The organism is Sandarakinorhabdus sp. (genome assembly GCF_040398665.1).
GTDB lineage: Bacteria > Pseudomonadota > Alphaproteobacteria > Sphingomonadales > Sphingomonadaceae > Sandarakinorhabdus.
On sequence record NZ_JBBATQ010000006.1, the window covers coordinates 38,203 to 51,438 of the forward strand.

14 protein-coding genes are annotated in these 13,236 nt (G+C 66.2%); 8 read left to right on the plus strand and 6 right to left on the minus strand.

The window, feature by feature from the left end; translation table 11 throughout:
* Together ABWP22_RS09435 and ABWP22_RS09440 are read left to right on the plus strand one after the other, a co-directional pair.
* Complete coding sequence (locus ABWP22_RS09435; protein ID WP_353199719.1) at positions 1–1,977, plus strand: CHASE2 domain-containing protein; 1,977 nt, start codon at positions 1–3, stop codon at positions 1,975–1,977.
* On the plus strand, positions 1,964–2,662 hold the full coding sequence (locus ABWP22_RS09440) for a hypothetical protein (protein WP_353199720.1): 699 nt from the start codon (positions 1,964–1,966) through the stop codon (positions 2,660–2,662). Before ABWP22_RS09435 ends, ABWP22_RS09440 begins: the two co-directional genes overlap by 14 nt.
* Positions 2,663–2,726: 64 nt before the next feature.
* On the opposite strand, the gene ABWP22_RS09445 is transcribed toward ABWP22_RS09440, so the two are convergent.
* Positions 2,727–3,677: an aspartyl protease family protein gene (locus ABWP22_RS09445; protein ID WP_353199721.1), complete on the minus strand. Its 951-nt coding sequence runs from the start codon at positions 3,675–3,677 to the stop codon at positions 2,727–2,729.
* 62 nt (positions 3,678–3,739) lie between these two features.
* Here ABWP22_RS09445 and ABWP22_RS09450 point away from each other — a divergent pair, with 62 nt between their 5' ends.
* Positions 3,740–4,324, plus strand: a complete 585-nt coding sequence (locus tag ABWP22_RS09450) for a TMEM165/GDT1 family protein (protein WP_353199722.1) — start codon at positions 3,740–3,742, stop codon at positions 4,322–4,324.
* Here the strand turns inward: ABWP22_RS09450 and ABWP22_RS09455 are convergent.
* The 3 genes from ABWP22_RS09455 to ubiG all read right to left on the minus strand — a co-directional run bounded on the left by ABWP22_RS09455 (position 4,311) and on the right by ubiG (position 5,967).
* The gene (locus ABWP22_RS09455; RefSeq protein WP_353199723.1) at positions 4,311–4,616 is read right to left on the minus strand and encodes a hypothetical protein; all 306 of its coding nucleotides are present in this window, start codon (positions 4,614–4,616) and stop codon (positions 4,311–4,313) included. The genes ABWP22_RS09450 and ABWP22_RS09455 overlap by 14 nt on opposite strands.
* Positions 4,617–4,737: 121 nt before the next feature.
* On the minus strand, positions 4,738–4,944 hold the full coding sequence (locus ABWP22_RS09460; RefSeq protein WP_353199724.1) for a hypothetical protein: 207 nt from the start codon (positions 4,942–4,944) through the stop codon (positions 4,738–4,740).
* A 288-nt stretch (positions 4,945–5,232) separates the two neighbouring features.
* The gene (gene ubiG, locus ABWP22_RS09465; RefSeq protein WP_353199725.1) at positions 5,233–5,967 is read right to left on the minus strand and encodes a bifunctional 2-polyprenyl-6-hydroxyphenol methylase/3-demethylubiquinol 3-O-methyltransferase UbiG; all 735 of its coding nucleotides are present in this window, start codon (positions 5,965–5,967) and stop codon (positions 5,233–5,235) included.
* A 104-nt stretch (positions 5,968–6,071) separates the two neighbouring features.
* Here ubiG and ABWP22_RS09470 point away from each other — a divergent pair, with 104 nt between their 5' ends.
* Genes ABWP22_RS09470 through ptsP form a run of 3 tightly spaced genes read left to right on the plus strand, consistent with a single transcriptional unit; the run spans position 6,072 to position 10,611 of the window.
* Entirely contained in the window at positions 6,072–7,316 is a 1,245-nt protein-coding gene (locus tag ABWP22_RS09470; RefSeq protein WP_353199726.1) for an aspartate kinase, read from the plus strand.
* Entirely contained in the window at positions 7,313–8,350 is a 1,038-nt protein-coding gene (locus tag ABWP22_RS09475) for an NAD(P)H-dependent flavin oxidoreductase (protein ID WP_353199727.1), read from the plus strand. The genes ABWP22_RS09470 and ABWP22_RS09475 overlap by 4 nt, the downstream gene beginning before the upstream one ends.
* Positions 8,350–10,611 carry a phosphoenolpyruvate--protein phosphotransferase gene (gene ptsP, locus ABWP22_RS09480; protein WP_353199728.1) on the plus strand — a complete coding sequence of 754 codons (2,262 nt, stop codon included), beginning with the start codon at positions 8,350–8,352 and terminating at the stop codon, positions 10,609–10,611. The genes ABWP22_RS09475 and ptsP overlap by 1 nt, the downstream gene beginning before the upstream one ends.
* Positions 10,612–10,778: 167 nt before the next feature.
* On the opposite strand, the gene ABWP22_RS09485 is transcribed toward ptsP, so the two are convergent.
* The gene (locus tag ABWP22_RS09485) at positions 10,779–11,063 is read right to left on the minus strand and encodes a YciI family protein (RefSeq protein ID WP_353199729.1); all 285 of its coding nucleotides are present in this window, start codon (positions 11,061–11,063) and stop codon (positions 10,779–10,781) included.
* A gap of 172 nt (positions 11,064–11,235) precedes the next feature.
* Here ABWP22_RS09485 and rpmB point away from each other — a divergent pair, with 172 nt between their 5' ends.
* Together rpmB and ABWP22_RS09495 are read left to right on the plus strand one after the other, a co-directional pair.
* Entirely contained in the window at positions 11,236–11,529 is a 294-nt protein-coding gene (gene rpmB, locus ABWP22_RS09490; protein WP_353199730.1) for a 50S ribosomal protein L28, read from the plus strand.
* A 22-nt stretch (positions 11,530–11,551) separates the two neighbouring features.
* Positions 11,552–12,181, plus strand: a complete 630-nt coding sequence (locus ABWP22_RS09495) for a GNAT family N-acetyltransferase (RefSeq protein WP_353199731.1) — start codon at positions 11,552–11,554, stop codon at positions 12,179–12,181.
* A gap of 24 nt (positions 12,182–12,205) precedes the next feature.
* Here ABWP22_RS09495 and ABWP22_RS09500 read toward each other — a convergent pair whose 3' ends face one another.
* Positions 12,206–13,216 carry an esterase-like activity of phytase family protein gene (locus ABWP22_RS09500; RefSeq protein ID WP_353199732.1) on the minus strand — a complete coding sequence of 337 codons (1,011 nt, stop codon included), beginning with the start codon at positions 13,214–13,216 and terminating at the stop codon, positions 12,206–12,208.
* Positions 13,217–13,236 lie beyond the last annotated feature (20 nt).

The following is a 13,236-nucleotide window of genomic DNA, read 5'->3' on the forward strand; positions in this document are numbered from 1 at the left end:
GTGTCGAACCGCCTGGCCAATCTGAAACTTGCCATCACCCAGGCCGGGCCGCTGCGTCTGGGCGTGACCTTGCTGGTGCTGATCGGGGCCCTGCTGATCGCGCGTTACAGCTGGAATCTGCCACTTGCCCTGTCCGCCGAGCGCGGCCTTTATGATGTGCGGGTCGATCTGACCGCCGCACGGGTCGATCAGGATGATCGGGTGGTGCTGGTGGTGTTCACCGAGGAAACGCTCACCGCCACCGGCAAGCGCTCGCCGCTCGATCGCACCATGCTGGCCCGCGCCCTCACCAACATCGATGCGCTCGGCCCGCGCGCCATCGGGGTCGACATCCTGATCGACCAGCCGCAGCCCGAAGACCCGGTGCTCAAATCCGCGCTGTTGGCGATGAAGACGCCGACCTTCTTCGGCTTTTCTCCCAATGCCGAAAACGGCGAGTTCGTGATGCCGTGGCAGGAAGCGCATATGCGCGCATTCTTCGGCAGCGTCGCGTCGGCACCGGTGCGCATGGCCAACATCCGGCTGGATGTGGACAGCGACAATGCCTGGCGACAATGGCCCAACCCCACCAGGCAACCGCCGGGGCTGCTGGTCAATCGCATCACCGGTTTGGGCAGCTACACCGATTATCTGGGCTCGGCGATCTTTCGCAAACCGCAGTTTGCCGATCGACCGGTGTTTGCTTCGTTGCCGGTCGATCTGTTCGGCAATGCCGAAACCGCCGCTGCCCTGAAGGATGCGATTGCCGGCAAGATCGTGCTGATCGGCGCCGATCTACCCGAAGCGGACCGTTTCATCACGCCGTTCAGCCGGCTGTCAGGCGCCACCACGCCGGGGGTGGAACTGCACGCGATTCTGATCGCGCAAGCGCTGGACGGCACTCGCCAGACGCCGATACCGGCCGCGGTGCTGTGGGGCCTGGCGCTGCTGGCCGTGTTGCTGGGGGCCGTCACCGGTGGCTTCGATCTGGGCGTGCGGCTGCTGGGCCCGTTGGTGATCGCCGAAGTCGCGCTGCTCGGCGGGCTGCCCTATGCCCTGCAGAACGGCGGCTATGATACGTATGGCCTGCCCTGCGCCGGTCTCGGGGTCGGCTGGCTGCTGGCCCTGATGGCGGCCTCCACCACGGCGCGGCTGGTTGGCGCCGATCAGCGCAAGTTCGCGCAAGGCGCGCTGGGCAAATATCTGCCGCGCGATGTCGCCCAACAGATTTTGCGCAACCCGGAAATGCTGTCGCTGAACGGTGAGCGCCGGCCGGTCTTCGCGCTGTTCAGCGATATCGAGGGCTTCACCTCGATGTGCCAGAGCCAGCCGCCGGAAATCGTCGCGGCCACGCTGAACGAATATCTCGACACGATGAGCGAGGTGGTGCTGAAACATGGCGGCACCCTCGACAAGTTCGTCGCCGATGCCGTCATCGCCTTCTGGGGCGCGCCGATCGCGCGGCCCGACGATGCCGCCCGCGCGCTGGCCTGCGCCGTGGAAATGTCCCAGGCAGGCGAGCGCTTCTGCCATGCCGAAGGCGAACGGCCAAAGATGGGGCGCACCCGCGTGGGCCTGCACTGGGGCGATGTGGTCGTCGGCAATTTCGGCGGCGAAGGCCGCATCCAGTATACGGCGCTGGGCGATTCGATGAATGTTGCCGCCCGGCTGGAAGGCGCCAACAAGTCGTTGAAAACCGCAGCCCTGATCAGCCTGGAAGCCGCGGAGCAAATGGGGCTGGACCGGTTCCGTGCCATGGGCCGGGTGCGGGTGCGCGGCCGGGACAAGCCGATCGAAGTGTTCGAGCCATTGGGTGCCGGCGGTGCCGTGGCTGATCCGGTGTCGGCCGGGCTTTATGCCGCGTTTGATCGCGGCGAGACCGGGGCGCTCGACGGGTTGAAAGCCCGCGCAGCCGCTGCACCGGGAGACAAGGCGCTCGCGTATCTGGTGACGCGATTGGAACAGGTTGGACCCGGAGGCATTTATGATCTCGATTAAAACACTTGGCGTGCTGACAACGCTGCTGGCTGCCACAACGGCCATGGCCGGACCGCTGGTGGTGCGCGCCGCCGGCCCGTCGGCAGCCAGTTACAAGCCGGGGCAGCGCCTGCCCGACGGACCGATCACCCTGAAGGCCGGCGATTCGATCGTCGTGCTCGATGCCAAGGGCACCCGCAGCTTTTCCGGCCCCGGCAGCTTCAGCCTGGCTGCGCCCAGCGCCGTCGCCCAGGACGTGGCGTTCAGTGACCTGCTGGTGCAGAAGCCCGCCCGCCGCGCGCGTATCGGGGCCGTGCGCTCCGCCGGTCAGGATCAGGGCCCGCCGACGCCGCCCGGCGTGTGGGCGCTCGACACACGGACGAGCGACACGGTGTGCGCCATCGATCCGGCCAACATCGCGCTGTGGCGTGCCGAAACCACCGCCGCCCAAAGCTTCACCGTCAGCCGTGAAGACGGCAGCAGTGCGCCGGTCGTGTTCGGCCCCGGCCAGGCGCTGGCCAATCTGCCCGCCACCATCGCCGGCAAGCCGGGTGTGCTGACCATCGACGCCGGCAAGGCGCCGGTGAAATTGACGGTGAAGCAGGTGAGCGCGCCGACCAATGTCGAAGCCCTGGGTGCCACGCTGGCCGATGCCGGCTGCACCAGCCAGTTCCTGCGCCTGGCCGCCAACACGCTGCAGAATTGAGGCACTCGACGCCCTCCCCGCAAGCGGGAGGGCGTTCAACTGCTTTGGCACACCGCAATCCACCCTATCGCAGGGTGAAGCGCACCTTGCGGTTGCGGAAATCCAGGCTGACACGGCGGAAGCTGGCGAGAAGATCGGAGCCAAGGAAGATCGCCGGGCGTTCGGACAGGCCGAACAGCCGGAACGGCGGCGCATCGGCAAAGGCCACCATGACATTGTTGAGAAACAGCCCGCCGATCCGCACATTGTTCAAGGTGATGGCTTCGGCACGCAGCACCTGGCCGGTCACCGACAGCAGTTCGATGTCGCGCATGCCGGCCGGCCGGCGGTTGCCGAACAGGCGTTGACGCAGCGCCGGATTGCCCAGCGTGATCTCGCTGCCGGTGTCGATCACCGCCGACACACCGCGGTTTTCCACGGAGGCCTGGGTGATGATCAACTGACCCTTGCGGCGGCGCGCAGTGACCACGATTTCGCCGCTGCTGCCCTCCGTATAAGGCCGGCGCGAATCCTGGACCGTGATGGTGCGCTTGTCGAAATCGAGCATCAGCCGTTGATCGGCCAGCGCATCGATGCCGATCAGGCCTTCGGCACCCAGATGCCGGGCTGCCAGCGCCGGCGCGGTGATCGGGCCGATGTCTGATTGGCCAAGGCTGAGCGCTGTCACTTCCACGGTCGCCACTTCGCGCACGCCGGCCATGCCCTGCACGCGGACCGGGGCACCGGCCGGCAGGCGCAATTGCAAGGCCAGCCCGTCGCTGACCACGGAACGATCCGCGCCCGAATCCACCAGAAACCGATAGGGGCCGCTGTTGTTCACCTTCACATCGATGAACATTCGCTTTTTCAACTGTTCGGCTTCGAGCGCTTCGCCTTCGATTTCCAGCGAATTGTCGATGGTGGCCGGCGCGATACGGGTTTGGCTGGAAAAGGACTGGTCGGAGGGAGGCGGGATGGTCGCCGCCGCCTGCAGGCCGGCAGTCGTGGCGGCAAGCCACAGGATAAACATACTCATGGGGTAATTGTCCGCCCATTGCTCCGGCAACGCAAGAGGCGGTAGGGGCGGGGATGGAAACCATGCTGCCCATCATTGCAACCTCTGCCGGCGTCGTGGCGCTGGCCGAGATCGGCGACAAGACCATGTTGCTGGCGCTGGTGCTGGCGGCGCGTTATCGCCAGCCTTTCGCGGTATTGGGCGGTATCCTGCTGGCAACATTGGCCAATCACGGCCTCGCCGCCTGGGCCGGGGTGGCATTGGCGGGCCTGCTGGCCGGGCCCTTGTTCCAGATGGCGGTGGCCATCGGCTTCCTGGCGATGGCGGCATGGACCCTGGTGCCCGACAAGCTGGACGACACGCCTGCGGCCACCGGCACCGGCCATGCCCTGATCGGCACGATGGTGGCGTTTTTCGTGGTGGAGATCGGCGACAAGACGCAAGTGGCCACCGTGGCGCTGGCGGCGCGGTTTCAGGATGTGATTGCGGTGACCATCGGCACCACGTTGGGCATGATGCTGGCCAATGCGCCGGCGGTGCTGCTGGGGGAGGCCATCGTGGCGCGCGTGTCGCTGCGCCTTGTGCGCAGGCTCGCGGCGCTGCTGTTTGCCGGGCTGGGCATCGCGATGCTGGCCCGGCTGTGGGTTCCGGACCTTATTCCGGGGTGAGGCCGATGCGGTTGCCATCGGGCAAGCGGCGGAACACATAAGTCTTGCCGTCCGCCAGCGCGAAGCGTTGCGGCAAGACCGGGCCACCGCAGCGGATGTCGATATAATTGTTCATCACCGTCACCAGCTCCATGGGTTCGAGCTGGATGGTCATCGCCGTGTTGTTCGTTTCGGTGGACAGGCGGCAGCGCAGGCCGGCCATGGTCTCGTTGCGGAAGGCATGGCCGGCATCGGCCGCTGCCGGAACCGTCGCCAGCAGGGCCGTCGCCAGCAGGATCAGCTTGGTGCGCATTGGTCCTCTCCCCGGTCTCGTTGATCAGATGATGCCACGCTGGCGCAAATCGGCAAACGCCGACGCGTCCAGCCCCCCAGTGATGCACCATAGACGTAATCCTCTGTCTTGCCCAATCGTTTCAGGGGCATGACGGTGCGTGGAGCCTGACATGCGGCATGGTCACCGTGCCCCGATGCGGGTGCGGCACCGCGGTGATGGCCGTGCGGGCTTGGTCGATCTTGCATGGCGCGACGCCGGGCAGGATCGCGCCGGCGCGATGCCGCACAAGGCCGGACGCGGCATGATTCGGCACCGGGCTTTCCACGACCGGCAACACCAGCCCCATTGTGCAAGCCGTCCCTGGCCGGAGCCGCCACAAGCGCAACGGGGCCCCCTGTGTCCGAGCGGGGGATCGGCGAATCCAAGCAAATATGGCCGTGGTTGAAGCGGTTGTGGGAGGTGCGCGCTTTTGGCCCGGCCCATGCACAGCTTTTGGTGTAGAAACAGACATTAAATTCTGGTAAGCTTTCTTCTTGGTCGCCTCCCCCCCGAGGTGACCATCCTGGCGGCGCAAGCCGCCCGGCCCGTCGCTCCACCCCCACCCAGGAGCGGCGGGCCGCTAGGGGCCGGCGGGTCAGGCCTTGGCCGCGCCAAGGAAATAATTCACCGCGACATCGCTGCCGATGTGAAAGCCCTTGCCCGGCCGCCACGACAGGCCGGTGGGCTGTGCCGGGGTCAGGCCGGCATTCTGCAAGGCTTCGGCGAGTTCATCCGGCGTGAAGAAGCGGTTCCAATCATGGGCGCCGCGCGGGATGCTGCGGGTGATATATTCCGCGCCGGCAATCACCACCGCCCAGCTTGCGGCCGTGCGATTGGGGGTGGAGAAGATCGCCAGCCCGCCGGGTTTCAGCAGCCGGGCCAGGCCGGCGAAAAACGCATCGCGCCCCGCGACATGCTCGACGACTTCCAGGCAGGTGATCAGATCAAATTGTTCGCCGCTGTCGGCCAGATCCTCCACGGCGATGCTGTGGTAGGCGATGGTCAGCCCACCGGCCTTCGCGTGTGCCTGAGCCGCCGCGATATTCTCCGGCGCGGCATCGATGCCCGTCACGTGGGCCCCCATGCGCGCCAGCGGTTCGGCCATCAGGCCGGCACCGCAGCCGACATCGAGTGCCGACAGGCCCGCCAGCGGCCGGCGGCTTCTGGCGTTGAGGCCGAAATGCGCCACCGCCTCGGCCCGTATATGCGCCGTGCGCACCGGCGTGATGCGGTGCAGCATGGCCGACGTGCCGCGCGGGTTCCACCAATCGCCGGCCAGCGCGCCGAAGAACGCCGCTTCGTCCGGGTTGATGCTGGCAGCGCTGGTCATCTTTGCTTCGCCCTTTGAAAGCTGCACCTTGCTTGCCAATGCCCCCCTTGGTTCCTATCAGGCAAGAGCAATCGTGGCGCACGTGACAAGGGAAGCAGCCGGCCATGGCCCGGATCGTGATGAAATTTGGCGGAACATCGATGGCGGGGACAGAGCGGATACGCAATGTCGCCGCCCGGGTGAAACGCGAGGTCGATGCCGGCAACCAGGTCGCCGTGGTGGTTTCCGCCATGGCGGGCGAGACCGATCGGCTGGTCGGCTATTGCCGCGAAGCCTCGCCGCTGGCCGATCCGGCCGAATATGATGTGGTGGTGGCCGCCGGCGAGCAGATCACCGCCGGGCTGCTGGCGATCACGCTGCAATCGGCGGGCGTGAAGGCACGCAGCTGGCTGGGTTGGCAAGTGCCGTTCCGCACCACCGCCGCGCACAGCGTGGCCCGCATCGAGGATGTCGGCACCGACGCCATTTTGGCGGGTATGGCCAGGGGTGAAGTGGCGGTGGTGCCCGGATTCCAGGGGCTGACCGACGACAACCGGGTGACGACTTTGGGCCGCGGCGGATCGGACACATCGGCGGTGGCGCTGGCCGCCGCGCTGAAGGCCGACCGCTGCGACATCTACACCGATGTCGACGGCGTCTATACCACCGATCCGCGCATCGTGCCGCGCGCCCGCAAGCTCAGCCGCATCACCTATGAAGAAATGCTGGAACTGGCCAGCGTGGGCGCCAAGGTGTTGCAGACGCGGTCGGTGGAACTGGCCATGAAGGAAAAAATGGTGGTGCAGGTGCTGTCGAGCTTTTCCGACGCGCCCGGCACGCTGGTGGTGGACGAGGATGATGAAATGGAACGCATGATTGTTGTGGGCGTGGTCGCCGATCGCGGCGAAGCCAAGGTGACGTTGGTGGGCGTGCCCGATGTGCCCGGCGTGGTCGCCGGCATCTTCGGGCCACTGGCGGACGCCAACATCAATGTCGACATGATCGTGCAGAATATCGCCAAGGGCGAAGGCACCACCGACGTGACCTTCACGGTGCCGCGTGCGCAATTGCCGGCCTCGCTGGCGGTGCTGGAAACGGCGCAGGCGGGGATCGGTTTCAAGCAACTGATCTCCGACGATGATGTCGCGAAGATTTCGGTGGTGGGTGTCGGCATGAAGAGCCATGCCGGGGTGGCCGCCACCATGTTCCGCGCGCTGGCCAGCCGCGGCATCAACATCCAGGCGATCACCACTTCGGAGATCAAGGTGAGCGTGCTGATCCCGCAGGATTATGTCGAGCTTGCGGTGCGCGTGCTGCACACCGCCTATGGCCTGGACGGGCCGGCGGCCGATGCGGAGACAGAAGCATGATGACCCCCCATCTCGACGCCGCATCGGCGCGCGGCCGCGCGTTTCTGGGCACGCGCCATGCCATCATGGCCGGCGCGATGACCTGGGTTTCGGAACGCCATCTGGTCTCGGCGATTTCCAATGCCGGCGGGTTCGGCGTGATTGCCTGCGGATCGATGCCGCCGGCCATATTGGAAGCCGAAATCGTCGCGACCCGCGCGCTCACCGACAAGCCGTTCGGGGTCAACCTGATCACCCTGCACCCGATGCTGGATGAATTGATCCAGGTGTGCGCGCGCCAGAATGTCAGCCATGTCGTGCTGGCCGGCGGCCTGCCATCGGGCACGGCGATCGCCGCGATCAAGGCCTTTGGCGCCAAGTTGATGTGCTTTGCCCCCACCGCGGCGCTGGCGAAGAAGCTGGTGCGGTCGGGCGTCGATGCCATCGTCATCGAAGGGTCGGAAGCCGGCGGCCATATCGGCCCGGTCAGCCTCACCGTGCTGGCGCAGGAGATCCTGCCGGTCATCACCGATGTGCCGGTGTTCGTTGCCGGCGGCATCGGGCGCGGCAACGCCATTGCCGCCTATCTGGAAATGGGCGCGTCGGGCGTGCAGTTGGGCACGCGCTTTGCCGCGTCGGCCGAAAGCGTCGCCCATGAAAAGTTCAAGACCGCGTTCGTGCGGGCCAGCGCCCGCGATGCGCTGTCGAGCGTGCAGATCGATCCGCGCCTGCCGGTGATCCCGGTGCGCGCCCTGAAAAATGCCGGCAGCGAGGCCTTCAACGAGCGTCAGCGCGAAGTTGCGGCTGCGGTGGATCGCGGCGAGATGGATCTGGCCGCCGGTCAACTGGCCATCGAACATTATTGGGCCGGTGCGCTGCGCCGGGCGGTGGTGGAAGGCGACATCGAGAATGGCAGCCTGATGGCCGGGCAATCGGTGGGCATGGTCACCAAGGTGCAGCCGGTGGCCGAAATCATCGCGGAATTGACGTCTGATGCCGAAGCCGCGCTCAGCCGGCGCCATGCCCTGCCCGAACCTCGGGAGGCGGCCGCCTGATGCCCCCCGCCAGCGCCGCCCGCATCATCCTGCGCCGTCTGCACGACGTGATGGCCGGGAAAGCTGCGGCGCAGGCCAAATTGAACCAGGTGGTGAAGATCGTTGCCGACGAACTGGGCAGCGAAGTCGCCTCCATCTATCTGCTGCGCGACGGCGTGCTCGAACTTTATGCCACCTTCGGGTTGGCGCAGACCGCCGTGCATGTGACCAGGTTGTCGATGGGTCAGGGCCTGGTTGGCACCATCGCGGCGCGGCGCGAACCGCTGAGCCTGGCCGAAGCCAAGGCGCACCCGGATTTCGCCTATCGGCCGGAAACCGGCGAAGATGATTTCCACAGTTTCTGCGGCGTGCCGATCGTGCGGCGCGAAGCCGCCATCGGCGTGCTCGCCGTGCAGCACCGCGAACCGCGCGATTATGCCGAAATCGAGATCGAAGGCCTGCAAACCGTGGCCATGGTGCTGTCGGAACTGATCCACGGCGCCGGCCTGGTCGATGATGCGCAGGCGATGCGGATGCGCGCCGCGAACAGTGGCCCGGTGCGGATGAACGGGCTGAAGCTGGTCGATGGCCTGGCGCGCGGGCTGGCGGTGTTTCACCAGCCGCGCGTGGTGGTGGAACACACGGTGTCGGACGATGTCGAACTGGAGCGCACGCGGCTGGTCGATGCCTTCCGCCGCATGCGTGATCAGATCGAAAACATGATGGGCCAATCGGAATTCGTCGCCGGCACCGATCACCACGAGATCCTCGAAACCTACAAGATGTTCGCCTATGATGAAGGCTGGGCCCGGCGCATCAACGATGCCATCGAGACGGGCCTGACCGCCGAAGCGGCGGTGGAGCGCGTGCAATCGCGCAACCGCCTGCGCATGCGCAGCATCGATGATCCCTATTTGCGCGAACGGCTGACCGATCTCGATGATCTGTCCAACCGGCTGCTGCGCATTCTTTCGGGGCAATTGGGCACCGCGGCGCAACTGGGCCTGCAGGGCGATGCGATCCTGATCGCGCGCAATCTGGGGCCGGCCGAACTGCTGGAATATGACAAGCGCCACCTGAAGGGCGTGGTGCTGGAAGAAGGCAGCCTGACCGCGCATGTCATCATCGTGGCGCGGGCCATGGGCGTGCCGGTGCTCGGCCGCGTCGAACATCTGTTTGCGCAGGTGAATGATGGCGATGAACTGATCGTCGATGCCGGCAATGGTGCGTTGCTGGTGCGGCCCACGGCGGCGACGATCAAATCATACCAGGCGATGCGGGTGCTGAAGGCCCGCCAGGCCGAACAATGGGCCAAGGTGCGCGATCTGCCGGCGATTTCCAAGGATGGTCGCCATATCGCGCTGTATATGAATGCCGGGATGGTCGATGATGCCGCCGCGATTCCGCTGGCCGGCGCCGATGGCATCGGGCTGTTCCGCACCGAATTCCAGTTTCTGGTTTCCGCCACGCTGCCGCGCCGCGAACGCCAGCAGGCGCTGTACAAGGGCGTGCTCGATGCCGCTGGCGACAAGCCGGTGGTGTTCCGCACCGTCGATATCGGTGGCGACAAATCGGTGCCCTATCTGGCCGGCGACGAGGAGGACGAGAATCCGGCGATGGGCTGGCGGGCATTGCGCCTGGCGCTGGGGCGGACCGGGCTGATGAAGGTGCAGGCCCGCGCGCTGCTGGAGGCCGCTGCCGGGCGCACGTTGAGCGTGATGTTCCCGATGGTATCGGAACCCTGGGAATTCGCCGAAGCCCGCGCGCTTGTGGAGGCGCAGCGCGAACGGTTGCAGGCATCGGGGCGGCCGGTGCCGACCGCGATCGAATATGGCGCGATGATCGAGGTGCCGGCGCTGATCGAGCAACTGGATGTGCTGCTGCCGATGGTCGATTTCGTGTCGATCGGCACCAATGATCTGACGCAATTCCTGTTTGCCGCCGACCGCGCCAATCCGCGGCTGGCGGATCGTTATGACTGGCTGTCACCGGCCATCCTGCGGGTGATCCGTCGCGTGGTGTGCGCTGCCGCCGAACATGATGTGCCGGTCACCGTCTGTGGCGAAATGGGCGGCCGGCCGCTGGAGGCGCTGGCGCTGATGGCGCTGGGAGTGGAACAATTGTCGATCACCCCGGCCGGCATCGGCCCGATCAAGGCGATGGTGCGCGCCGCCACGCTGGAACCGCTGAGCGATGCGATGCTGGGCTGGCTGGCCGCGCCGGGGGTGAACATCAGGGCGGAATTGTTGAGTGCTGCCAAGCGGCAGGGGTTGGTTTTTTGATCGTCCCCTGCAAGGAACATCTGCTCCTCCCCTTTTAGGGGAGGTGGCGCCGAAGGCGACGGAGGGGTGGCGCATGTGGCCGCAGCAGCGCAACTGTTTCGTCGTCCAACACCCCTCCGCCTCGCTGCGCTCGGCACCTCCCCCGGAAGGGGAGGATCAGGCTTTGCTCACCCTGCGGGCAGCACCTTGTGCCAGTTCGTCACCGACCGGCTCTCGAACAGCCCGGCCTGATGATAGGGATCGGCATTGGCAAAGGCGATGGCCGTGTCGCGATCATCGAATTCCATGATCAGCAGCGATCCCATGGTGCGACCATCAGGGCGCAGCAAGGGCCCGGCAACCAGCACCTTGTCCTTGAACAGGTCGATATGGGCCAGATGTGCCGGGCGATTGGCGGCGCGCAGATCGGCCGAATCCGGCTTGTCGATGCAATGAATGGCGAAATAAGGCATGGAACCGTTCTGCACCGGCTGGTGCGGGGCGTCCAGTACCTTGGCAGTCAGTCCCCCAAGGTTGACGCCATGGCATGGCTGGGTTATGCGCCGCCCCCTGTTGTGGCTGTGCCGATTCCGGCAGGGTTGCCTTTACAGATTCGATTTTGTTTTTGATCAAGGACGTTCCGCCATGTCGCGCGTTTGCGAATTGACCGCCAAGGGCCGCCAGGTCGGCAACAACGTGTCCCACGCCAACAACAAGACCAAGCGCACATTTCTGCCCAACCTGCAGAATGTGACGCTGATCTCTGACGCGCTGGGCCGCAGCGTGCGCCTGCGCGTGTCGATGAACGGCCTGCGTTCGGTGGAACATGTCGGCGGGCTGGACAATTGGCTGCTGAAGACCAGCGACGATCTGTTGTCGCCGCGCGCCGCCAAGCTGAAGAAAGAAATCAAGAAGCAGGCAACCGCCGCCGCTGCTTGAATGATGGTTGCAGCCGCTGGCCGTGATCACCTTCCGACGGCATCTGCCCACTGACGTGCGCGCCGCCACGCTGGCGGATCGCCCGGCGCTGATCGCGGCGCTGGCCAGCGCTTTCATCGACGATCCGGCCATGGCGTGGATCTATCCCGATCGCGCCCGCCGCCCGGCGCAGTTGCTGCGGTTCTTCGATCTGATCACTGGCGCCGATGCGCGGCTGGACCTGGCGCATGTCGCTGTTGCCTCCAATGGCGACATCGTCGGCGCGACGCTGTGGCGGCCACCGGGTCATGCGCAAATGCCGACCAGCGCCCTCATCGCCGCCCTGCCCCGCATGGTCACCACCTTCGGCTTTGCCCTGCCTCGCAGCCTGGGCCTGATGGGTGCCATGGATCGGGAGCACGACCAGCGGCCGCATTGGTATCTGCAATTCATCGGCGTGATCCCGCAGGCGCAGGGCCTGGGCCTGGGGGGCGCGCTGCTGAAGGCCGGCATCGACCGCGCCGATCTGGACGGCACCAGCGCCTGCTATCTGGAAACCGCCACACCGGCCAATGTCGGCCTCTATCAATCGCGGGGCTTTGCCGTGCGCAATCAATGGCAGCATGGCGACGGCCCGGCGTTCTGGTCGATGTGGAAGGCGGCAAGCGACTGAGGAAAGCCTGCGGCCTGACACCGATCAGGACAACCGTGCGGCCGCCGCCAAAGCCGTGATATCCAGCCGCAGCAGCAGATTGCGCTGCGCTGCGGAAAAATTGTTGTCCGACACCAGATAGAGCATCGTCTGGCCGGACTCGCGCCTGATGGCCGCGCCTTCCATATTGTCGATCGGCCAGGCCGAATCGCGGTCCCAGCGCAGCAATGGCCGGGCGGTGATGCGGCCGCCGCCGGAGCCGCCGATATCGATCAGGCTGAGCGCCGCCGCCGTCTCCACTCCAGAGAAGCGGCGATGCAGCAGCAGCACACGGGTCGCGTCCAGCGCCACCGCATCGGTGATGGCAAAGCCCGGCAGCCCGACCACGTTGAAGCGCCGGCTGTGACCCGCTGCGTCGATGAAGAGGCCGCGATGCAAACCGGCTTGCGCAATTTCGGGGAGCCACAGCATCGCGCCGCCGGGCAGCAGCGCCAGCGCCTCACCGCCGCCGTTGGGTAGCCAGCGCATCGCATCCGTGTGCCAGCGCGTCGCCACTGGCCGGCGCGGCGGCACGTCATCATAGACCATGATCCGGTGCTGCTGTTCGAAGCTGACCGCCAGGCGGCCATCGGGCGCCACCTGCACGGCTTCGGAATCCATGTCGTACTTCTCTCCGCCCGGCGGGGATGGCAGCCCGCCCATCTCAACATCTGCCACGCCGACCAGCGCGTTTCCGCGCACGATCGGGCGCAACCGCAGCCACATGCCGGCATCGCTGACCGCCAGCAGCCCACCATCGGGCAGCGCCGCCAGCCCCGAAAGCCCGCCGAAACCGGGATCATCGCTGCGAAACGCCAGCGCGCCGGCCAGACGCACGCCCGAAATGCTGACACCACTGCCCGCCAGCGATTCTGCGCTGATGGCGATCCGGTGCGGCGCCACCGGTGGCCCACTGCCGCGGGGCGGCCGCAGTTCGATCCACAGCACCCAGGCGGCGGCCAGCAGCAGCACCGCCAGCAACACATGTTCCCAAATCGCAGTTTGTCGCCGGCGCATCGACAAGCCCATAGCAACGC